Source organism: Novosphingobium sp. CF614 (assembly GCF_900113255.1).
Lineage (GTDB): Bacteria > Pseudomonadota > Alphaproteobacteria > Sphingomonadales > Sphingomonadaceae > Novosphingobium.
Genome location: NZ_FOOR01000002.1, coordinates 47,112 through 68,708 on the forward strand (window position 1 = coordinate 47,112; position 21,597 = coordinate 68,708).

Sequence of the window (21,597 nt, forward strand, 5' to 3'; positions counted from 1 at the left end):
GGTGAAGCGGTTTTTCCGTATCACGGCGTCAGGCGGCCTTCGGCGCCGGCTGGCGACCACGGATGAGGCGGCCCGGCAACTTGCCCGTTTCCTTGTCGTCACGCCGCGTGACCTCGCCGCTGACGATGGTTGCACGGTAACCCTTGGTCGGCATGATTACGCGGCCGGCATTGGCCGGCATGTTCTTTATCAACAGCGGGCGATAGAGCGTGAAATTCTCAAGGTCGATCACGTTGAGATCACCCTTGTAGCCGACCTTGACGACACCGCGATCGAGCATGCCGGCGGCAATGGCGGGGTCGAGCGTGATCGCCTTGATTCCCTCGGCCAACGGAATCGAGCGTCCGTGACGTCCCTTGATCCAGCGTGTAATCATGTAGGACTGCGCGCTGGCATCGCAGATCTGCGTCGAATGCGCCCCGCCGTCGCCGAGTGCGAGCACGGTGTTGGGGTGCTTCATCATGCGCTCGATGGCATCCATCGCCACGTCCACCATCGCCGTCGAAGGTTTCATGAACATGGTCATGCCGCCCTCGTCGATCAGCCGATCGTAGGCGTAGTCCTTGGCGGGAACGCCCAGTTTTTCCGCCATCGCCGCCAGGCTGTTCTCCGGGAACGGCTCGAGCTCGGGTTCGACTTCCTTGAGTTCGTAAATGGTCTCGAGCATCGTATAGGCCTTCGAGGCACGATGCTCGGTGATGGTCGGGAACTCGTCGAGGATCGCCTTGCGCACTTCAGGCTTCTTCATCTCGGCCACCCGCTCCGCCAGCGGCAGATGGGCGATCGCTTGGTAGCTGGGCGAAAAGGCGAAGGGATGCCCGAACACCGACAGGCCGAAGATCGTGGTGGTCGGCCGGCTCAGCACCTGGCCGCGGATCTCGAGCCCCTCCTCGTTGGCCTTCTCGATCATCTCCATCGTCTTGACGTGACGCAGCAGGTTATCGTCCTTCTGCGTCATCGTGAACGAGACCGAGCAGCCGGATTCGCGCGCCATCTCCTCGATCAGGCCGAACTCACCTTCATGGTCGATGAAATCGGTGATGAGCTGGATCGCACCGCCGCCGCCGCGCTGCACCCCCTTGGCTATGCTCACGAGTTCCTCGCGCGTGGCGTTGAGGCAGGCGGGCTTCCAACCGTCGCGGCTCTGGTGGTGCGAGGTGCGCGAGGTGGAAAAACCGATCGCTCCGGCACGGACCGCATCCTCAGCGATCTTACCCATCATCTCGATCTCTTCGGGGCTCGCCGGTTCGCGATGGATGCCGCGCTCACCCATGACATAGGCACGCAGGGGAATGTGACCGATGTGCGCGGCGACATCCATGTCGAGTTTCCGCTCCGCAACCGCGTCGAGATACTGCGGGAAAGTCTCCCAGGTCCACGGCAGGCCCTCCTCCATGACTTCCTTGGGAATGTCCTCGACACCTTCCATGAAGTTCAGCATCGCGGCGCGGGTCTCGGGCTTGCAGGGTGCGAAGCCGACGCCGCAATTGCCCGTAAGCGCGGTGGTAACGCCGTGGTTCGATGAGGGCTGGAGGTGCGTGTCCCACAGCACGTGACCATCATAATGTGTATGCAAATCGACAAAGCCTGGCGTGACGATGCAGCCCTCGGCGTCGATCTCCTCCTTGCCTGGCAGGATGACCTTGCCGATCTCGACGATCTTGCCGTCGCGAATGGCGACATCGGCCTGGTAGGGCTCGCCCCCGGTGCCGTCGACGATCAGGCCGTTGCGCACGATGAGATCGGCGGTGCTAGACATGGGAAATCTCCTCTATCCTGATCTGTTCGGAGCCATTCCGAGGCTCCTTGCGGGTAAACTCGGCCGGCTGCGTCATGACATGGTATCGACCTGCGGGTGGTCAGGCCCCCACATGCGCGTTGAGGAATTGCACCGTCTTGGCCCAGGCCACCTTCGACGAGGCTTCGTGATACGAACCGCGGTCGTTGCAGTGGAAGCCATGATCGGCTTCGGGATAGCGGTTGACCTCGGTGGGAACGCTGGCCTTCGAAGCCGCCGCGCGAAGCGCGTTGACCTCGGCGACGGGAATGCTCTGATCGAGATCGCCGAATTCGCCCAACCAGGGTGTCTTGAGCGAAGGGGCCCGCTCGGCCATCGCGGGCAGACCGAAACGGCCCTGGGTAATGCCGCCGCCGTAGAACGTGATCGCCGCACCCAGGGCCCATTCCGCACCGGCGTGGAACGCGATCGTCCCGCCCATGCAGAAGCCGATGATCGCGACTTGCTTGCCCGAAAAGCCCGCCACCGACAAATGGCCCAACGTGGTCTTGAGATCGGCTTCGATGTCACCGCGATTGAGCTTCGAGATGTGGGGCATCACCTCCTGCATATTATCATAGCCGATCACCGGATCGCCGGTGCGGTGGAACAGGTGCGGCGCGACCGCGAAGTATCCTTCGGCTGCCAGACGATGGCAGATGGTCTTGATGTGGTCGGTGATGCCGAAGGCTTCCTGGATGACGATGACCGCACCTTTGGCGTCACCTTGCGGCTTTGCTTCGAAAATCTTCATGGGGACACTCTCCGAATGGCTCGAACTCGATGATCTGGGTTTCTGCTCGGGCCGGATGGTGCGAATTACACCGTCCTTTTCGAGCCGCCCTTGCTCCGCAGGGCCGAGATCGACGCGCGCGAGGATCTCGGCGGTGTCCTGACCGATCCACGGCGCCACGCGCGGCGCGGCGAGAGGCGGATTGCTGCGCACGGGAATTTTCATCGTGACGGTCGACTGATCCGCCTCCAGCCACTCGATCCGCGCCTTCATCTGCGGGTTGTCGGCGACCTCGGCGCTTTCGTTGACCGGCACGACCGGCACGTCGGCGCTCGCGAGGATCTCCATCCAATCGTCGATATCCTTGGTGGCGATCACCTCGACGAGCACGTCGTCGATCTCCTTGGAACCGCGCACCAAGTGCCCCTCACCCGCATGCGCCAGAAGATCCATGCGCCCCGTGGCTTCAGCCAGCCGCACGAAGAACTTGCGCTCCAGCGCCATCAACATCAGCGGCTTGCCGTCACGCGTGCGATAGGCCTGGATCGTCGGCGCGTGCGCGGCGGGGGCCGCGTCGGCGGCCGGCGCCTGAGTGACGCCCGCGGCGATCGCACGCTGCGAAGCGGCGCGCTCCTCGACCTCGTAGTTGGCGAAAGCCGCGACATCGGCCTGAGCAACGTCGAGGAACACCGGCTTGCCCTCGCGGCGGCTCCAAGCCAGCGCGGCGAGCGCCGACGAGACGCCGATCAGCGGCGCGATCACCGCGCCGTGATAGACGTGCCGACCCGGCACGCGCGGTCGACCTTGCCCGTCCTCCTCCACGCCGGCGAGGCCCGCGATGGCATCGAAGCCGACGCCGTGGCTCGGCAGGTCGCGATAGGGACCCGTCTGCCCGTAGCCCGAAAGCGCGATCATCACGAGGCGCGGATTGAGCGCGGTGAGAACGTCCCAGGTCAGCCCCATCTTGGCGAGCGCACCCGGGCGCAGACCTTCAACCAGGATATCGACGGTCGGGACCAGCCGCTTGATGACTTCCAGCCCGTCCGGAGTGCGCGTATCGAGCGCGAGGCTGTGCTTGCCCCGGTTCCAGCGGCGATGGAGACCAGAATCGGTAAAGCCGGGGCGGGTGCCCATGACGCGGGTGGTATCCCCGCGGATCGGCTCCACCTTGATGACCTCGGCACCAAGGTCCGCTAGGTACATGCCGAACTGGGTGGGCGACAAGCTGGCGATCTCCAGGACACGCACATCGTCGAGAAAGCGGACTCCCTGGGTATCGGGCTGGTCTTCGGTCTGGGTTGAGCTCACGTCAGGTCCTCGTCACATCCTCGGCATGGGGTGGTCGCGCAATACGACGGGGCCGGTCCCCACGCCAGTACGAACCCAATACCGGCATTCGCCATCGATCGTGTTAATATTTGCCGTACAGAACTCGATCTTGCAGTCCGAATTACGCTCTTCGACTTTCCAGCAAAGTTCTGCGAAAATATACGGCGATTTAACGACCCGGTTGACGAACTGCACGTCAGGCCAGTGACACCTCGTAAGTTGGCCCGCCGTACCGGCGGGCCGTTCGTCCAAAATACCGTCGACGCCGACAAGTCGCCGGCGTGTTTCGCCGGACAAGCGTGCGTGATCGCGTCCTCGTTCAGCACTGTGCGCTCGCAGTAACCACTAGGCAATTTCTCTCACCGATTGGATTGGCAACGGCCGACGCGAGACATCGGTGCCGCTGCAAGCAGCGGCACCGATGTCTCGCGCGGTGTCGCAGGCTTCAGTCGCCAACCTTGCTGTACGTCGCCAGCCCCGTCGCGAACTTGGTCGGATTGGGGATCATGACCTTGCGAAGCGTGCGCGCCGGCCCCTGCATCGAGACGTTTGGCCGGGCATGCTGGAGGGCGATATTATCCCAGACCACCAGGTCTCCTTCGCGCCAGTGATGCTCGAGGATCTGGTCCGGGGCATAATAGTGATCGAACAGGGCCTCAAGCAGGGCTTCGCTCTCTTCATGATCGAGCCCTTCGATGTGGTGGGTCATCTGCGGGCAGATGTAGAGCAGCGTCTCGCCCGTCCGCGGATGGCTGTATCCGATGGGCAGGGTCAGAAGCACTTCCTCCTCGAAGGTCGACACCAGTACATCGTCGGGAATGCTGCCGCCCCGCTGCGCCGTCGCATCCTGGCAGGTGACGGCGGACAGACCCTCGACGCGTGCGCGCAGGTCGGCCGGCAAGCTAGCCCATCCATGAGCCGCGCTGACGAACAGCGTCGGGATCGCCGGCTGCGCGATCGTCTGGCCGAACAGTGACAGGACCGTGCATCCGCTTTCGATCCACATCATGTCCGAATGGAAAAGCAGCCGCCCAAACGGTGCGCCGCCGCGTTCCTCACGATTGGAAACCAGCATCTCGAATATGGACAGATCGTCGGGGTCGACGGCGCCGCCGCCGAGGATCTCCGAAATATAGGTCTGAACCTTGATGTCAGCAGCACCGAAGTCCCGAAATACCAATATGCCGCGCGTATCGAACAACGCTTGCAGTTTCTGGCGTGTTTGCGGGTCGAGCGGGATCGATGGATCCAGCCCGATCACTTCCGAACCGAATTCGGGCCGCAGATCGCGAACGATCAATTCAGTCATCGCCTTACCTCTCGTGTCGATTGTCAGGAAAAACTCCGGCTCTCCATTCTCGCAGGCAGTTCCTTGCCATCGCGTGCCGCCAGTTGGTCGGCGATTTCGCGAAGTTCATCATAGATCGAATTGGGCACGAGGAAAGAACTTCGATCCTCGATCTCATCAAGGTGCTCGGCGATGTCTTCGGCGGTAGGAATCGAGTCGGTTTCACTGAGCCAACCGCTGGTGACGCCGACGAAGACCCGCGCATAACGCCCGCCCCCGCCGGAAAACGATTCGCCCGAGACCGTGCAGGCGCTGCTCGCTAGATAGGTCGGCAGAGGTACGAGCCTCTCGGTGGTGGCCTCTTCAGGAATCGGGCGCGGAAGCCCGGTCACCTTGTAGTCTTCCAGCATCTCCTTGGGCGGCATGTAGGGATACTTCTGCACCGGCGAACGCGCGATCGGCATGAGACAATTGGTGAAAACGCCATGCTCGCGCCCTTCGAGCGAAAGCGTTCGGCCAAGGCCGATGAGCCCAGCCTTGGCGGCCGAATAATTGCTCCCGAAGCGGCGTCCGAACACTCCGGTGCTGGAACTGCACAGGACGATGCGACCGTAACCCTTGGCCTTCATGACCGCCCAGGCCGGCCCCGTGACGAAGAAGGCGCCGCGAAGGTGGACGTCGAGCACGGGATCGAGCTGATCGATGGTCATGTCGTCGAACAGGACGCTCCGCCAAGTGCCGGCGTAGTGCAGGATAGCGTCGACGGTGCCGAAATTGTCCAGCGCACACTCGATTATGGCGCGGCCGCCTTCGGGCGTCGCGACCGAATCGTAGGAGGGAACAGCCTGGCCGCCGGCAGCGCGGATCTCTGCCACGACGTCGTCCGCCGAAGGACCTTCGGGCCGATCAAGACCGCCGACGTCGTTCACCACGACCGACGCCCCCCGCCGCGCGAGTTCGAGCGCCTGCATCCGGCCGATACCGCCCCCGCCGCCGGTGACAACGGCAACCTGGCCTTCGAACGAGATCATCATGCTCCCTCCCTATTATTCGCCGGACCGCCGGCATCTCGCCGCTGACCAAGCAGATTGACGGCCGGAGCCACTGTCCGCCGAATCCCTATCTAGTGCTATTGTTCTTAATGATTGACGAGCTGAATGGAGCTGTCAACGGTGCACCGGCTTCGACGGCCCCTATTTCTGAAACCTGCCCCTTACCTATAAGTTGCCCAAAGTACCAAAATTTCGGCACTCCAGGTCCCTGGCGCATGACGGTACACCCAGATCAGGGGCGCGGGGACGGTCGTTTTCGCCAGCACAGTTGACATGGCGGCATGATGCTGAAAAACTATAGCAATAGTTAGTGTAGATTCGATGATCCACGAAGGTTTGGGACATCATCGAAATGGAGAGGTGACTTGCTGGATACCGTTAAACTGACGCCGTCGATCGGTTCGGAAGTCCGCATCGACGCGAAGGCGCTTGTGGAGGGCACTCATGCCACCGAGATTCGCGACCTGCTCATCGCGCGAGGGGTCGTGGCGATCAGGGGCGCCGAACTGAACGACGAGCAGCTCGCCGCGTTCACCGCCACCATTGGCGAGGTGCGCCGGGGTGCGCTTCATGAAGAAGAAGGCATGCTCAAGGTCGTCCATATCCCGGGCAGCTTCTTCTGGCACGTCGACGGAACTTATACGCGCATGCCGCCGTTCGCCACGGTGCTCGCCCCCCGCGTGGTAGCGCCGAAAGGCGGCGAGACCGAGTTTGCGAACATGTACGCCGCATTCGACGATCTACCCGCCGACGAGCAGAAATACCTTTCTACGCTCGAGGTCGTACACACCATGAAAGCCGCCCATAACTACGCGGTTCCCGAGCCCACGATCGAGCGCTTCCAATCCTGGCAAGGGCACCGCAGCACTCGGCCACTGGTGTGGCACCACAAGTCCGGTCGCCGCTCGCTGGTCATCGGTGCGACGGCTTCGCACATCGTCGGCATGCACTTCGCCGAAAGTCACGACCTGCTCCAGCGCCTGACAATTCACGCGACGCAGGACAAGTACGTTTATCGCCATAGCTGGAAGATGGGCGATGTGGTCATCTGGGACAACACGGGCACCATGCACCGCGTTCGTCCGTTCGATCCCGAATCTGGAAGGCGCCTGCACCGTTTCGCAGTGGAGGGGATCGAGCCTCTGGCCACGGAATCGCAGCTTTCCGCCGCATGATGTGACAGGCACCCTGCCCCGTATCATCGACACACTTCCTAGCATCCCGGAAATGCGATCGGAAACTGAAATTCTCCGATAAAATCTTAGAAAATATGAATAATTCCTTCGTGTCAAATAAACCATACAATACATCGCCATGAATTGGCGGGAACTGACGAGAGGTGACAGGATGAGACTTCTGGAAGGCAAAGTCGCGGTGATTACCGGCGCGGGCTCTGGGATGGCCAAGGCGGCGGTACGGATCTTCGTCCGCGAAGGCGCCAGTGTCGTCGCTGCGGATATCAGCGGCGCCGAGCAGGCCACCGCCGCGGAAGTCGGCGGCGATACCCTTCCCGTTCACTGCGACGTCACCAAAGAAGCCGACATCGAAGCGATGATCGCGGCGGCGCTCGACAGATTCGGGCGCATCGACGCCATGCTCAACGTGGCCGGGATCAGCCGCCCGCAATTGCTCGATGAAATGACCATCGAAGACTACGATGTGACGATGGACGTCAATCTTCGCGGTGTGCTTTTCGGTATCAAGCACGGCGCCCGTGCAATGAGCCGCAACGGCGGCGGCGCGATCGTCAACTGGTCTTCGACCGGCGGCATGAACGGATTTGGCCGCACCGGCGTCTACGTCGCCGCCAAGCACGGCGTCATCGGCGCCACCAAGACGGCAGCCATAGAATATGGCCCCCAGGGAATTCGCGTCAACGCGATCGCCCCCGGGGCCATCGTGACGGAGGGCATGGGTGCGCAGGCGGGTGCCCTGGGCGAGGCGAAAGCGACGCTCAAGCGCGCCGGCCGGCCGGACGAAGTCGCGGAAGTTGCCGCGTTCCTGGTCTCCGATCGCGCGTCCTATGTGAGCGGTGCGGTGATTCCCGTCGATGGCGGTTGGACCGCGCGCCTCGCCTGACCGATGATGAATTCGCCCCTCGCCGCGACATCCCGGCGGGCCGGATAACTGCAAGTATAGAGAAGAGCTCATGGAACTGGAATTGACAACGAAGCGGTTCGAGGACGTCGACTATTTCACCGACCGCTCGCTGCCTGACGAACCGCATTCCTACTTCGAGTTCCTCCGCGCCCAGGGACCTCTGACCCGCCTGCCGCTACGGGGCGTGGTTGCCGTCACGGGATACAACGAAGGCAACGCGATCTTTCGAAACGAAGAGCGCTTCTCCTCCTACAATGCCGCCTATGGGCCCAATCCGCTGCCGTTCACGCCCGAAGGCGAAGACATCACCGACCAGATCGAGAGCCATCGCGACGGCAACATGATCTTTCGGATGATATCGACCTTCGATCCACCCAACCATACCCGGCTGCGCATGCTGCTTCGCGGGCTTTTCTCACCCAAGCGGCTGGTGGAAAACGAGAAGTTCATGCGCCGCCTGGCCGATGGGCTGATCGACGAATTCATCGCCAACGGCACGGTGGAAATCGTGTCGCAGTTCGCCCTTCCCTTCGCGACGCTCGTGATCGCCGATCTGCTCGGGGTCCCGGAGGAGGATCACAAGCTATTTCGCAGGATCTTCTCCGCATCGGGTATGCGCACGGGCTCGCTCGATGGAGTTCCGAAGCAGGAAGACAATCCGATGCCCAAGATCGAAGGGCACTTCATCGGATATATCGAGGATCGCCGCAGCAACCCGCGCAACGACGTGCTGACCGATCTTGCGAACACCAGATATCCGGATGGGTCGCTGCCGCCGGTCAAGGACGTGGCGGCGCTCTCGGCCTTCCTGTTCGCCGCCGGCCAGGAAGCGACCGTTCGCGTGGCGGCCGCCATGTTCCACATCCTTGCCGAGGACCAGGCGCTCCAAGCACGCCTCCGCGAGGAGCGCTCGCTCATCCCCAACTTCGCCGAAGAGACCTTGCGCCTGGAAAGCGCGGTCAAGAGCGGCTTCCGCCTCGCCAAGGTTCGCGCAACGATCGGCGACGTCGAAATCGAGGCCGGCACGCCGCTGATGATGTGCATCGCCGCCATGAACCGCGATCCCGCCAAGTTCGAGGATCCCAACGCGTTCAAGCTCGACCGCAAGAACGCGCGCGATCACGTGGCGTTCGGCCGGGGCATCCACTCCTGCATCGGCGCCCCGCTGGCCCGGATCGAACTCAAGGTGACGGTGGAGCGAATGTTCGACCGGATAGCGGACATCCGCATCGATGACGCGAAGCACGGCCCGGTCGGGAACCGGACGTACCGCTATGCCCCCAGCTACATCGTGCGCGGGCTGACCGAACTGCATCTCGCCTTCACGCCCGCCTCTTGATCGCTTCCGCAAGGATAGACTCGTGAAGATCACCTACATCGAAAGCGACGGTACACCGCACACCGTCGACGCGACCATCGGCTGGTCGATCATGGAGAACGCCGTGAAGAACGGGGTTCCAGGCATCCTCGCCGAATGCGGCGGAAGCGCGACCTGCGGGACGTGCCGAATCTATGTCGAAGCCGATTGGCAGGGAAAGATGAGCCCGCCGCATCCGGATGAGACCACCTTGCTCGAATACGTTGAGGAAGAGCGCCCGGACGCGCGGTTGTCATGCCAGGTCAGCATGACCGAAAGCCTGAACGGCCTCGTGGTGCGCATGCCAGAACGACAATATTCATGAGATGAATTCCAGTAATTTTCCATAATAAATATATAAAATGGGGAGTCGAGGATACTATGAAAGGTCCACACTTGCGCGTTGCGTTGCTCGCAACGGTATCTGCCCAGTTCTTGGCCAGTGGCCCGGTACGCGCTCAGTCGGTCGACGATGCGGCAATTATCGTGACGGCGCGGCGCGTCGAGGAACGTCTGCAGGACGTGCCGATCTCGATCACCGTGGTCAGCCAGGAGAAGCTGACAAAGGCAAACATCTCGTCGGCCGAGGACCTGACCAGGGTCGTCCCCGGCCTGAACGTCCAATCGCGCTTTTCATCCGAACAGACGTCGTTTTCGATTCGCGGCTTCTCGCAGGATCTGCGTACTTCGGCCTCGGTCGGCACCTATTTCGGTGAAGTCGTCGCGCCGCGCGGCGGCGGTGCGACGCTTCCCGGGGGCGATGGCGCGGGGCCCGGCAGCCTGTTCGACCTCCAGAACGTACAAGTGCTGAAAGGCCCGCAGGGCACGCTATTCGGCCGTAACACGACCGGCGGCGCCGTGCTGCTCACGCCGCGCAAACCTGCCTACGACTTCGAAGGCTACGTCGAGGGTTCCTATGGCAACTATGACATGAGGCGCTTGCAGGCCGTGGTAAATGCACCCATCACCGATTGGGCGCGGCTGCGACTGGGCGCGGATTATCAGAAGGCCCGAGGCTACCTGCACAACGTCTCCGGGATCGGCCCCGAGCACTTCGCGGACACAGACTACATCGCGCTGCGCGGCAGCCTGGTGCTCGATCTCTCGCCCAACCTCGAGAACTACACGATCGTCAGCTACCTGCACTCGGACAACAACGGCAATCCCGGGCAGATCTTCCGGGCGAATCCGCTCGACGTGAGGCTCGCCGCGGCGGCCAGGCCACAGATCGCCCGCCTCCTTGCGAGCGGCAACCCCTGGCAGATCGAGCAGAAGCTCATCAATCCGGAAGTGAAGACCAAGTCGTTCCAGGCCATCAATACGACGACGCTGACCGTGAGCGACAGCCTCACCGTCAAGAACATCTTTTCCTATGCGACTTTCATCCAGGACGTGCGGCAGGACGCCTATGCGACGAACTTCATCATCCCTGGAACACAGGCCTATATATCGACCGGCTTCGCTTTCGCTCCCGACGGCTATCACACCAACGATCAGAACAATCTGACCGAGGAATTGCAGCTTCAGGGCCTGGGGGCGGACGGCAAGCTGAACTACCAGGTGGGCTTCTACTACGAACAGAGCACACCAGGCAGCGAAGTCGCCTCGGCCTCTCCAGGCGCTTTCGCCGAGTGCCTCATCAGTGGCTTCACGTCGCTCGAGACGTCACGCTGCCGCAGGGGCCGATCGACCCCGCAGTACGGCTCGATCAAGTTCGTCAACATGGCGACCTATGCCCAGGCGACTTACGCCCTGACCGAGCAGATCAAGACGACTGCCGGCATCCGCTACACCTATGACCGTTCATGGGGCAAATCGCGCGGCTACATCTACACCTATTCCCCGACGACACCCGGCACGTTCGTCGCGCCCACGTTGACCAGCTGCGGCGTCGGCTATGCCCTGCCGGATTGCACCTTCTCGGCGAAGACATCGAGCAAGAAGCCCACCTGGACGCTGAACCTGCAATACAATCCGAGCGACGACGCGATGGTCTATGCGACCTATTCGCGCGGCTATCGCCAGGGCGCCGTGACGCCATTTTCCGTCGCCGGCATCCCGACGTTCGATCCCGAGAAGGTCGACAACTATGAGATCGGCGCCAAGCTGAGCTTCCACGGCCCCATTTCCGGCAATCTCAACTTGGCCGGCTTCTATGCGAAGCTGGCCAATCAGCAGCTCCAGGTCGGACTGCAGAACGCATCCACCGGGCAGAATGCATCGTCGATCTACAACGCAGGCAAGTCGCGCATCTATGGCGTTGAAGCCGACGGCACGATCCGGTTCGGCAATGCGATCCGGGTGGACGGCTCGCTTGCCTATATCAACAGCAAGCTGCAATCGATCGACCTGCCGACTTCGTTCCCCGGCTTCGACGTCGTCTTCGCCGCGGCGGTAGCGGGCGACGAACTGCCGTTCACTCCGAAGTGGGGCGGCAACGTCAGCACCACGTTCACGGCGCTCGACGATGCTCTCGGCAAGCTGGAGCTGAGCGCGACCTATCGCTACAATTCATCTTATGCCACGGCCGCATCGAACGCGAGCGCCCTGCCCATCCGCGCGACACCGGTGAAGCAAGTAGACCTCAACGTCGACTGGTACGACGTGGGCGGTGCCCCGGTCGATCTTTCGCTGTTTGCGACCAACCTCACGAACCAGTTCACCCGAGGGATTGTCGTGCCGCTGATCGGCGTTCTCGGCTATGATCCGCAGTACGTCGGGCGGCCGCGGATGTACGGCGCACGGGTTCGCTACAGGTTCGGCAAGTGAGCCAGGACGAGCGGGCATGACACGAGCGCCCGCCTCTCAACGCTTGCTGCCCCGGTGCCGATCGTGCCCGGGCAGCAAGCGCAATTCCGGCGGAGTTTGCACCTGGCGCCGCGAGCGCCGCCATCGCATCGCTTCATGTTATCGCGCCCTGCGATCGGGTGGATGAAATTTACGAGGCTGTCGGAAATACGAATGAACAAGGGAGTGGGAGATGCTGGACACGCAGCGCACGAATGACGCCGATGCGCTTGGCGCGAACACGTCGCACGGCCCACCCGTGATGCGGATATCCGCCGCCAGCTGGTACGCACTGCTGATGCTCGGCCTTATCAATTGCTTCGCCTATACGGACCGCATCGGGCTTTCGATCCTGATGGAGCTCATCAAGCACGACCTGCATCTGTCAGACGCGCAGCTCGGCATCGTGTCGGGCCTGGCCTTCACGCTGTTCAACGTCATCCTTGGCATACCGCTCGCCTGGGTCGCCGATCGCTACTCGCGCGTGAAACTGATCTCCATATGTCTTGCGCTATGGAGCGGGATGACCGCCTTGAGCGGTCTGGCACAGAGCTATGCCCAGCTCTTCCTCACCCGCGTCGGCGTCGGCATCGGGGAAGCCGGCTGCCACCCACCGGCCCATTCGCTGATCGGCGACATCTTCCCGCGCGAGAAGCGAGCGCTCGGCGTCGGTCTGTTCAATGCGGGCGCCGCCGTCGGGGTCGCGGGCGGCATGGCGCTCATCGGCCTGCTCGGCGAACGCTTCGGCTGGCGCGGGGCGATGCAGATAGTCGGCCTGATGGGCCTGCCGCTGGCGCTGCTGACACTCTTCACGCTGCGAGAACCACCCCGACCGGCACTGCACAAGGAGAATGCGGAAAGTGCGCTCCGGTCCGTGAGCGCGCTGCTGCGTCGCCCCTCCTTCCTGCACCTGGTGCTTGCGCTGTCGATCGCACTGGTCGGCACCCAGGGTTTCTCGGTTTGGGCGCCGACCTTCCTCATGCGAAGTTTCGGCATGGGTATGGTCGAAGTGGGCGCATGGATCGGAGGCATCACCGCCGCCTTCGCCGTGTTCGGTACGGTGTTCGGCGGTGTCATCATCGCGTGGCTGTTCCCTCGGGATGCCCGGTGGGAGGTGTGGCTGCCGGCCGGGATGGTGACGATATGCGCACCGCTGTTCTTCCTGATGGTCCTGGCGCCGAAAGCGTGGATCGTGCTGCTGTTGAAGGCTTTCAACACGTTCTTCGGCGCGATCGGATCGAGCGTCGCGATGACAGCGGTTCAGTCTTTCGCGGAGCCGCACCGACGGGCGACGGCGGTGGCGATCGCGCTGCTGGTCACGTCGTTGCTCGGAACCGGTGCGGGCCCCTACCTGATCGGGCTCGCCAGTACGATGCTCGAGCCGACGTTCGGCAAGGAAAGCCTTCGATATGCGCTCCTGGTCACGCCAGCGATGCTCGTCTGGTCGATCGTCCATTACATGATCGCCCTGCGCACGGCAGTAAGGGACCGCGTGAACTGAGATCGAGGTACGCCGATACTGATGAAATTGCGGACAGATTGCGGGGATTGCCCGAGATAGACTTGGCGATGGCGCCTTCTGCGATGTAGATGGTCGGCCCGCTGGCGCCAACAGTCATGCGCACCAGGAGTGATGGTGGACAAATCTTCAGCAAATGACCCGAAGTCTCGGAACGCCGGACCTGGCAAGTCCTCGACAAGCGCCGACCCGGGGCGTCGTCCCGGTGGAAAGATGCGCCGGACCGAAAAGGTTTCCGAAGTGATCGCCCGCGAGATCGTCCGGGACAGCCGGGGTTTCCCCCCCGGCACGATGCTGCCGCCCGAAGCCAAGCTGCTCGAGCGGTATCGCGTCAGCAGGCAGTCGCTGCGCGAAGCGCTGCGGATGCTTGAGGTTCAGGGTCTGGTCGTCATCCGGCCCGGCCCGGGCGGCGGGCCGATGATCGCCGAGGCGGATAGCTGGCATTTCGGCCGCATGGCCTCGCTTTATTTCCATCTGGCCGGCGCGACCTACCGGGACACGCTCGAGGCCCGGCTCATCCTCGAGCCGATGGTCTGCGGCATCATCGCCCAGAAGCAAGATCCTGAGCATATCCAGGCCCTGAAGAATTATCTCGAGTCCTCGAAGACCACGATGGAAGGCAAAGTGCCGCCATCGTCCTTCGAAATCTCGAAGGAGCAGGAAACCGTCCTCGAATTCCATGCCATGCTGATGACCATGGTTGGCAATCCGGTGATTACCCTGCTCGCGCGGTCGATCCAGGACCTGCGCGTCGATCCTACGGGCAATCACGCGGGACATCTGGAAGGCGACATCCTGCTCGTTCACGACATGATCGCCCGCGCCATCATCGAAGGGCGATCGGCGCAGGCCGAGCAACTCATGCGCGAACACATCCAGGAATTTATCCAGTATGAGCTGGATAACGACCCAGCTTATCTGGAGCAGACCGTCTCCTGGCGCTGATCCGCAAACCGGCTGATCTGTCCTTCCAAGCAGGAAAGCTGGCCATGTTGATCTGGTATTCGAAGCACCGGGCTACCATCAATTCCCGGCATAGTTTCCTATCCCGCGACAGGCAGGCCGTGCCTCAACGAGAGATATTGTCGGATCTGCTTTTCGTCGTCGATGAAGCGCCGATCGGCCGAAAACCTTGCCTTGACCGACTCGGGAACGGAGGAGTCCTCGGCAAGGACGAGGACCGGTACGGACTGATGTTCCGCGCCGATCAAATCGATGATTGCCTGCCGCGGCCGCGGAAACTCGATATAGGTGATCGCCAGTTTCTCTCGCAGTTCCGGGAAGAACCCCAGCATTCCCTCGACTGAAACGGAATCGCCGCAATAGAACGGGCCGAGCCCCGCGTTCACAAAACCGGGTTTCATCAGGAAAAGCTGATCTCTCACATCGATCTCCACTGTCGTCAGAATGATCTGCGCAGACGCTGCCAGCCGATGACGACGCCCGTCACACTGAACGCAAAGCCCACCAGCATCAGCACAAGGACAAGGCTTTCCCGCAGCAGGGGACGATTCGCCAGCCCGGGGAAATTGAACGTATGCAGCCCGTAATATATCCAGGCATAGACTTTGCGGCTGCCGTCCATCACCGTGAGCATGCGCCCATCCGCGCTGTCGACGCAGATATCGGGCCGGACGCCTGCCGGATCGGTCAACAACATCGCCGTGGCCGGCCATCCTTCGGCAAGCGCATAGATATTCGAAGGCGATACGCCCAGCGCCCGGATCCCGCCACCCGCCGGCCAGGCCGAACGGGCACCCTGTTCGGCAAGTTGCAGCAACGCGGCTTCCGAAAGGGGGCGGCCATGCGAGGTAACGCGCATCAAGCTTCCATCCGCGCGCCAGGCCGTTGCCGCAGGCTGTCCAGCAATGACCGAGAAGTCGATTTCCCGGGCCTGACCCATTCCTTGCAGATCCCTGGCATCAAGTCCGACCAGTCCCCGGGCGAGCGGAAGGCCCGCGTAGCGTGCCAGTTCATCGGCGGTCGGCTGTCCGCGCGAGAACAGGCGGCCATGGTCCATCGAAAGCCAGCCGCTCAAAATCCACGTCAGCACGAAGATACTGGCAAACAGGCCCAAAAGATGATGCCAGCGCATCCACTTGAGACGATAGAACGTCAACGACGGCTTGCGCTGCTTCTGCGCGGCCAGGGTACGGACGATGCCGAGAACGGTTCCCGCGATCGCCACCAGCATGGCGACGAGCGAGAGATACCACACGGTCCTGTCCCAGGCGGTGAAATTCGAACGCACCGGCGTAAAGTAGACCCAGTGAAGCACCGCGCCGGCCCAGTTCCAGGCCCGGTCCGTTGCCGTCGTGCGTTGTACCAGTTCGCCGGTCACTGCCGACAGATAGTACTGCGTGCCCGGCCGGTCTCCTGCATCGATACGATGGAACGGGCGCAGCGGATCGAAGCGATTGTGCACGATCCATTGATCGTAGTCGAAGGCAGGGGTCGTCCGCGTCCCTTGTCCGATCGCCTGCCTGGCGATCGCCGATGCCTCTGACGGCGAAAGCCGCCGCAGGCGTTGGCCCGTTCGCGCATCGATGGCGACGACACCCTGCCCGGACGATACGATGTACGCGGGCGCGTTGCCGCGCTGCACGAGCCGCAAACCGTCCGTGCTGTCGCCCACTTTCGCCGCCGCCTGAGCCGGGGAAATCCCGACGGCCGCAAGATCGATCGGCGCTTCCAGCCTGAGCTGTTCCGGGCGCGAGAGCGAAGGGAACGGCTTGAACAGAAGCACCGCGCCGCTGGCGAACCACATGGCGAACACCAGGCATGTCGCGATCCCCAGCCAGCGATGGAACCAGGCGATCTGCTTGACCGCCTGGTTCCATCGCCGTGCCTTAGAAGCGACCAAGGAAACTTACCTCGATACGGCGAGGCTCACCCAGGACAACCTGGGTGGGATAATAGATATCCGCCCACTGCACGAAGGTCTGGTTCCATACATTGTTGACGCGTCCGGTGACCGAGATATTCGGCGACACCTCATAAGTCGCATAGACGATACCGGTCGCATAGGACTTCAGGACAAGATCGTTGGCCGTATTGCCATAGCGCTTGCCGACGTATTTGACCCCGCCGCCCATTTCCAGCGGAAGTCCGCCGACGTTGCGGTAGGAGGTCCAGACGTTGCCGACCCAGGCAGGGACATTGGGCGGCGTGTTGCCGGTCGCGGCGATGCCGTAGTTGGGATCGACGAAATCGCCGTACTCGGCATCGACGTAAGTGCCGCTCGCGATGAGGGTCCAGTCGTTGGTGACTTTGAACTGGCCCGAAAGCTCCACACCTTTCGAGGTCTGGCTTCCGACATTGCTGAGCGTGTCCGTGCCGACGAGAGTCAGGATGTTCTTGCGCTTGATGTCATAGGCACTGAGCGTGAGCGACCCGCGCCCATCCATCAGGTCTGCCTTCAGGCCGCTCTCGACTTGATGGGAAGAGCTGAGACCGAAGTTCTGGCTGGCGTTGACCAGAAAGATGTTCGAACCCACGGGATCCTTGCCGGTGCTGTACGATACATAGGCCGTGACCATTGGCGCCAGATCGTAGACCAGCCCCGCACGCCAGTTGAACAGCTTGTAGGTGCGCTTGAAGCTGCTGCCAGCGTTGAAGCTGCCGTCCACGTTATAGTTTTCGCGGGTCAGATAGAGATTTTCCGCCCGCAGGCCCGTGACCAGTTTCAATGACGGGGTCAGGCTCAGCACGTCCTCCGCGAACAGTGCAGCCTGATCCCAGCGGGTCGGACTGACGCGCTTCGCGATGGGCCCGAACAACCCTGGATCGGGGTTGCTCGGGTCCACGCTGTCGCCATCCGGGAACCCGCGGGAACGGATGAAGTCCAGATGGCTGTAATCGACGCCTGCAACGATTTTGTTTTGCAACCCGAAGAGCTGGCTGTCGAATGTCGCACTGAACTGATCGCCGATCAGATCCTGATTATGGAAGACGAAGAACCGATCCCGATCGATCAGCTTGGTCGTGCTGTTGTAGGAATAGACCTCGGCATTGACCCACTGGCGTTCGGCGTGGAACCAGTAGGCGGTATTGGACAACGTCAGGTTGTCCGACACTTTCCAGTTCAGCACCAGCTTCGGCCACACCTGCCAGCTCTTGTCGCGGCTGTCGGAGACGTTGTAATTGACGAAGCGCATCGCCCGGTCGACCACCATACCGCTCGAGGACGAGAGGATGCCCGGGATCGGATCGGTCGCATCGGCAGCCGGGACCAGCGGCGTGCCGAAATAGTTCGACAGATTGTCCTTCAGGTAATCGACGCTGAATTCGAGCGAGAAGTCCTTGGTCGGCTGGTAGAGCAGCGCCCCTGTGGCGTTGAGCGAATTGGAACCTGCGTCCTTCACGTAACCGTCGGTGGTGTGATAGCTGGCATCGAGCCGCAACGCGACATCGTCGCTCAGCACCTTGTTGCCGCCGAAGCCGGCGCTGACGGTGTTGAACGTCGCATAGGAGCCCAACGCCTGGAAGCTGTCGCCGGTGAAATCAGGATGCTTGTTGACGATGTTGACGGCGCCGCCGATCGCGCCCTGGCCGTACAGGACCGATGCGGGGCCCTTCAACACATCGATGCTGGCAATGTTGAAAGTGTTGCCCGGCCGGTTAATCATGTTGGCGGGGCCGAGATAGAGCCCGTTGTGCAGGATGGTAATCTGCTCGCCGGTGAAGCCGCGCATGGAGAAAAGCGACGGGTCGCCGGGCGAACCGCCCGATGTAACGCCGGGCAGGCTGACCGTGGCTTCCTCGACCGTGCGGAAACCACGGGTCAGGATTTCGTTGGAATCGATCTGATCGATCGTCGCCGGCGTTTCGCGCACAGACAGGCCCAGGCGGCTGCCGGTGGGAAGGGCGGCATCGAGCTTACGCAGCTTCCAGCCGGTGACGGTGATGGTGGAACCGTCCTCGGCTTCATCTTCTTTTGCCGAGGCGCTCTGGGCATGGACCTGGAGCGGAAAGAGGTAGGCGGCGGCGACCAACGACGACCCGACGGCCCAGCGGGAAATATTATTGCGCATACTTCAACCCCCTTGGTGATCGAATATCCCGTCCCGCGTTTGTCTTTATTTGTATAGTCAAATGAAAGTTGACGAGCTTTGGCAAGTGCGTCAAGAGGGTGTCGCGAAATTTTTTTGCGGTTGCGAAGGCGCGTGGGAAATTTCCTGGCGCGCCGTTGCAGGCAGTGGATTTCTATAGATATTTTCTCCCATCGCAGCGCAGGCGGTAATGGAGGCAACGATCGCTACGAAGAGGGTCAGGGAATCTGCCATCGGGCCGATCGAGGCCGCCGCGATTCCGCCGCTGGATGGCGAAGGACCGCTTTGGTTGCAGATTCGCAGGTCGATGGCGCTGGCCATTTTGAATGGCGACTGGCCAGCGGGAACCCGCCTGCCCTCCGAACTTTTCCTGACCAACCACTATGCGACGGCGCGCATGACGGTGAACAAGGCGATCCAGAGCCTTGCCACCGAAGGCTTGGTGGAACGCCGCCCGAAGATCGGCACGATCGTCACCGGCCGCGCACGCGAGCGCCCCGTACTCGAGATCTGGGATGCCGCCAATGCCGTGCGCCGCGATGGCGGGCATTACGGCTATCGGCTGCTAAGTTGCGGCATGGTGCCCGAAGGTTCGCCCATCCGCGCCGAACATGGCCTGGAGGCGCACGCACCAGCGATCCAGATGCTGTGCCTGCACCTTTCCAACGGCAAGCCGTTTCAACTTGAAGAACGGCTGGTCAATGTCGATGCCGCGCCCAGGATCACCTGCCAGCCGCTGGAGGACGTAAGCCCGGGCCAATGGCTGCTTGCCCATGTGCCATGGACGGAGGCCAAGCACCGCATCACGGCGCGCGGCGCCACGCCCATGGTCGCCGAGCATCTGGCGCTTGAGGAAGGGGAAGCCTGTCTGGTCGTCGAACGGCGCACCTGGAACGAGGATGTTCCCGTCACCTTCGGCCGCTTCTGGTATCCGGGGGACGATCACTGCCTCGAAGGCCGCTTCCGCCCTTCCTGGTGAGATCAGCCCATCGCTGCGACAGCGGCGGCGTGAAAGCCGCAAGCGTCGCCCTGGATTGCCAGTGCGGCAGCTACAGGAGTGAGGTTTCGTTTGACTTGGGTCCGTTATAGGATAGGGGGGTATGCTATGTCGCACCTCAGCAAGGATAACGATGCCCTCGTCATGCGCGTGCGCCGGCTTGTCGGGCAACTGCAGGCCGTCGAGCGCGCCCTGGTCGCGGGTGAGGATTGTTCGACGACGCTGCATCTCACCGCCGCCGCGCGCGGAGCCCTCAACGGGCTCATCGACGAACTTATCGAATCGCACGTGAGAACGCATGTCGCAGCGCCCGATCTTGAGCCGGAAGAACGTGAGCGGGGCGTCGAAGCTCTGATCGCCGCCATCCGCCGCTATGCCAAGTAGAAAGACCCCGCATGGCAACCCAGCCGGAAATTGACCGCTTCGTGCACGATCACGATTTCCTGGGCGCATCGCACGACGAGAATGCCCGCCGCACCCTCTGGGTCGTCGCGCTGACGGCCGTCATGATGGTGGGCGAGATCGTGGCCGGCTATGTCACCGGATCGATGGCGTTGCTGGCGGACGGCTTCCACATGGCGACCCATGCCGGAGCATTGAGCGTTGCCGCGACTGCCTATGCCTATGCCCGTCGCCACGCGCACAATCCCGCCTTCAGCTTCGGCACCGGCAAGGTCGGCGATCTCGCCGGCTTCGCCTCGGCCTTGGTGCTGGCATTGATTGCGCTCGGGATCGGCGTCGAATCCTTCCTGCGCTTGTTCAATCCGATCACCGTGGCTTTTGGCGAGGCGACGGTGATCGCGGTCATCGGCCTCGCCGTGAACATCGCCAGCGCGCTACTGCTGTCGGGCCATCATCATGCGCACGACCACGATCACAGCGACGGGCATCATCACGGACATGGGCATCACGGACATGGGCACGGCGACAACAATCTCCGCTCGGCCTATCTGCATGTGCTGGCCGATGCCCTGACGTCGGTGCTGGCCATCGCCGCGCTTCTGGCCGGCCGCTATCTGGGCTGGGTCTGGCTCGATCCAGTCATGGGCATGGTTGGCGGCATCGTCATTGCGCGCTGGTCGTGGTCCCTGATGAAGGATACCGCCTTCGTTCTTCTGGACCGCACCGACCCGCATATTGCCCAGGAGGTGCGCGAGGTTATCGAAGGGCCGGGCGATGCGCGCATCACCGATCTCCACATCTGGCGCGTCGGCCCTGACGCTCATGCTGCGATCATCGGCGTGGCGGCAGCGGACATCTCGATAAGCGCGATCGAACTGCGCGATCGTCTGATACCCGTGCACGAGTTGAGGCACGTTACGATAGAGCGATATTGAGACGATAGAGTGATACTGAGGCAGGGAATTTGGCCTTGATGCGGGTTCGGCACCACGCAATTCCGTGCCCATCCGCGTTCATACCCGCAGATCGCCGCCTCTCGAAACCTCCCCTCCCGCGCGATTGACGATGGCGGCAACGTGCAGCCAGGCGACGGAGTAGCCGTCAAGCGGTCCGCCCGGCCATCAGGCAGTCGACGAAGCCAACGGCCGCCGGTTCGAACCGCGCAACCCGATCTCGAGCGAAATCGTGACGCGCGCGGCCTTCGC

The 21,597-nt window shown here is 62.3% G+C and carries 18 protein-coding genes; 10 read left to right on the forward strand and 8 right to left on the reverse strand.

The features are described 5' to 3' along the window. Positions 1 to 28: 28 nt before the first annotated feature. From BM052_RS03105 to BM052_RS03120, 4 genes are all read right to left on the reverse strand, one after another. Positions 29 to 1,759: an N-acyl-D-amino-acid deacylase family protein gene (locus BM052_RS03105; RefSeq protein WP_091143149.1), complete on the reverse strand. Its 1,731-nt coding sequence runs from the start codon at positions 1,757 to 1,759 to the stop codon at positions 29 to 31. A 100-nt stretch (positions 1,760 to 1,859) separates the two neighbouring features. Next, positions 1,860 to 3,818, reverse strand: a complete 1,959-nt coding sequence (locus tag BM052_RS03110) for a CoA transferase (protein ID WP_091143150.1) — start codon at positions 3,816 to 3,818, stop codon at positions 1,860 to 1,862. A 466-nt stretch (positions 3,819 to 4,284) separates the two neighbouring features. Continuing rightward, a complete protein-coding gene (locus BM052_RS03115; protein ID WP_091143152.1) occupies positions 4,285 to 5,148 on the reverse strand; it encodes a TauD/TfdA dioxygenase family protein in 864 nt (287 codons plus the stop codon). A gap of 23 nt (positions 5,149 to 5,171) precedes the next feature. Then, positions 5,172 to 6,161, reverse strand: coding sequence for an SDR family NAD(P)-dependent oxidoreductase (locus BM052_RS03120; RefSeq protein ID WP_218151509.1), 990 nt, complete (start codon positions 6,159 to 6,161; stop codon positions 5,172 to 5,174). Positions 6,162 to 6,544: 383 nt separating this feature from the next. Between BM052_RS03120 and BM052_RS03125 the strand changes: the two genes are divergently transcribed. From BM052_RS03125 to BM052_RS03155, 7 genes are all read left to right on the forward strand, one after another. Then, positions 6,545 to 7,354 (forward strand): TauD/TfdA dioxygenase family protein, encoded by an 810-nt coding sequence (locus tag BM052_RS03125; protein WP_091143154.1) that lies wholly within the window; start codon positions 6,545 to 6,547, stop codon positions 7,352 to 7,354. Between the two features lie 172 nt (positions 7,355 to 7,526). Then, positions 7,527 to 8,258, forward strand: a complete 732-nt coding sequence (locus tag BM052_RS03130) for an SDR family NAD(P)-dependent oxidoreductase (RefSeq protein WP_091143156.1) — start codon at positions 7,527 to 7,529, stop codon at positions 8,256 to 8,258. A 70-nt stretch (positions 8,259 to 8,328) separates the two neighbouring features. Further along, entirely contained in the window at positions 8,329 to 9,618 is a 1,290-nt protein-coding gene (locus tag BM052_RS03135; protein WP_091143158.1) for a cytochrome P450, read from the forward strand. A 22-nt stretch (positions 9,619 to 9,640) separates the two neighbouring features. Beyond that, complete coding sequence (locus BM052_RS03140) at positions 9,641 to 9,961, forward strand: 2Fe-2S iron-sulfur cluster-binding protein (protein ID WP_218151510.1); 321 nt, start codon at positions 9,641 to 9,643, stop codon at positions 9,959 to 9,961. A gap of 161 nt (positions 9,962 to 10,122) precedes the next feature. Continuing rightward, positions 10,123 to 12,405, forward strand: a complete 2,283-nt coding sequence (locus tag BM052_RS03145) for a TonB-dependent receptor (RefSeq protein ID WP_177198305.1) — start codon at positions 10,123 to 10,125, stop codon at positions 12,403 to 12,405. Positions 12,406 to 12,616: 211 nt separating this feature from the next. Next, on the forward strand, positions 12,617 to 13,924 hold the full coding sequence (locus BM052_RS03150) for a spinster family MFS transporter (RefSeq protein ID WP_091143166.1): 1,308 nt from the start codon (positions 12,617 to 12,619) through the stop codon (positions 13,922 to 13,924). Positions 13,925 to 14,182: 258 nt separating this feature from the next. After that, entirely contained in the window at positions 14,183 to 14,887 is a 705-nt protein-coding gene (locus tag BM052_RS03155; protein ID WP_177198306.1) for a FadR/GntR family transcriptional regulator, read from the forward strand. A 98-nt stretch (positions 14,888 to 14,985) separates the two neighbouring features. Here the strand turns inward: BM052_RS03155 and BM052_RS03160 are convergent, their stop codons facing one another. The 4 genes from BM052_RS03160 to BM052_RS19810 all read right to left on the reverse strand — a co-directional run bounded on the left by BM052_RS03160 (position 14,986) and on the right by BM052_RS19810 (position 19,314). Continuing rightward, positions 14,986 to 15,339 (reverse strand): DUF3088 domain-containing protein, encoded by a 354-nt coding sequence (locus BM052_RS03160; protein WP_218151511.1) that lies wholly within the window; start codon positions 15,337 to 15,339, stop codon positions 14,986 to 14,988. 5 nt (positions 15,340 to 15,344) lie between these two features. Continuing rightward, positions 15,345 to 16,805: a PepSY domain-containing protein gene (locus BM052_RS03165; protein WP_255405923.1), complete on the reverse strand. Its 1,461-nt coding sequence runs from the start codon at positions 16,803 to 16,805 to the stop codon at positions 15,345 to 15,347. Next, entirely contained in the window at positions 16,792 to 18,975 is a 2,184-nt protein-coding gene (locus tag BM052_RS03170) for a TonB-dependent receptor (RefSeq protein ID WP_091143171.1), read from the reverse strand. The genes BM052_RS03165 and BM052_RS03170 overlap by 14 nt, the downstream gene beginning before the upstream one ends. 90 nt (positions 18,976 to 19,065) lie before the next feature. Next, the gene (locus BM052_RS19810; RefSeq protein WP_177198302.1) at positions 19,066 to 19,314 is read right to left on the reverse strand and encodes a hypothetical protein; all 249 of its coding nucleotides are present in this window, start codon (positions 19,312 to 19,314) and stop codon (positions 19,066 to 19,068) included. Here BM052_RS19810 and BM052_RS03175 point away from each other — a divergent pair. The 3 genes from BM052_RS03175 to dmeF all read left to right on the forward strand — a co-directional run bounded on the left by BM052_RS03175 (position 19,301) and on the right by dmeF (position 21,327). After that, a complete protein-coding gene (locus tag BM052_RS03175; protein WP_255405924.1) occupies positions 19,301 to 19,972 on the forward strand; it encodes a UTRA domain-containing protein in 672 nt (223 codons plus the stop codon). The two genes, BM052_RS19810 and BM052_RS03175, sit on opposite strands and share 14 nt — an antisense overlap. 126 nt (positions 19,973 to 20,098) lie before the next feature. Further along, positions 20,099 to 20,374, forward strand: a complete 276-nt coding sequence (locus tag BM052_RS03180; RefSeq protein WP_091143173.1) for a metal/formaldehyde-sensitive transcriptional repressor — start codon at positions 20,099 to 20,101, stop codon at positions 20,372 to 20,374. A gap of 11 nt (positions 20,375 to 20,385) precedes the next feature. After that, the gene (dmeF, locus tag BM052_RS03185) at positions 20,386 to 21,327 is read left to right on the forward strand and encodes a CDF family Co(II)/Ni(II) efflux transporter DmeF (protein WP_091143176.1); all 942 of its coding nucleotides are present in this window, start codon (positions 20,386 to 20,388) and stop codon (positions 21,325 to 21,327) included. The last annotated feature ends 270 nt before the right edge of the window (positions 21,328 to 21,597 follow it).

Bases quoted from the DNA above. Each gene is read 5' to 3' on its own strand.
- BM052_RS03170 (WP_091143171.1), bottom strand. From the start codon at position 18,975: ATGCGCAATAATATTTCCCGCTGGGCCGTCGGGTCGTCGTTGGTCGCC.
- BM052_RS03180 (WP_091143173.1), top strand. From the start codon at position 20,099: ATGTCGCACCTCAGCAAGGATAACGATGCCCTCGTCATGCGCGTGCGC.
- BM052_RS19810 (WP_177198302.1), bottom strand. From the start codon at position 19,314: ATGGCCAGCGCCATCGACCTGCGAATCTGCAACCAAAGCGGTCCTTCG.
- dmeF (WP_091143176.1), top strand. From the start codon at position 20,386: ATGGCAACCCAGCCGGAAATTGACCGCTTCGTGCACGATCACGATTTC.
- BM052_RS03175 (WP_255405924.1), top strand. From the start codon at position 19,301: ATGGCGCTGGCCATTTTGAATGGCGACTGGCCAGCGGGAACCCGCCTG.
- BM052_RS03135 (WP_091143158.1), top strand. From the start codon at position 8,329: ATGGAACTGGAATTGACAACGAAGCGGTTCGAGGACGTCGACTATTTC.
- BM052_RS03120 (WP_218151509.1), bottom strand. From the start codon at position 6,161: ATGATGATCTCGTTCGAAGGCCAGGTTGCCGTTGTCACCGGCGGCGGG.
- BM052_RS03105 (WP_091143149.1), bottom strand. From the start codon at position 1,759: ATGTCTAGCACCGCCGATCTCATCGTGCGCAACGGCCTGATCGTCGAC.
- BM052_RS03115 (WP_091143152.1), bottom strand. From the start codon at position 5,148: ATGACTGAATTGATCGTTCGCGATCTGCGGCCCGAATTCGGTTCGGAA.
- BM052_RS03130 (WP_091143156.1), top strand. From the start codon at position 7,527: ATGAGACTTCTGGAAGGCAAAGTCGCGGTGATTACCGGCGCGGGCTCT.
- BM052_RS03150 (WP_091143166.1), top strand. From the start codon at position 12,617: ATGCTGGACACGCAGCGCACGAATGACGCCGATGCGCTTGGCGCGAAC.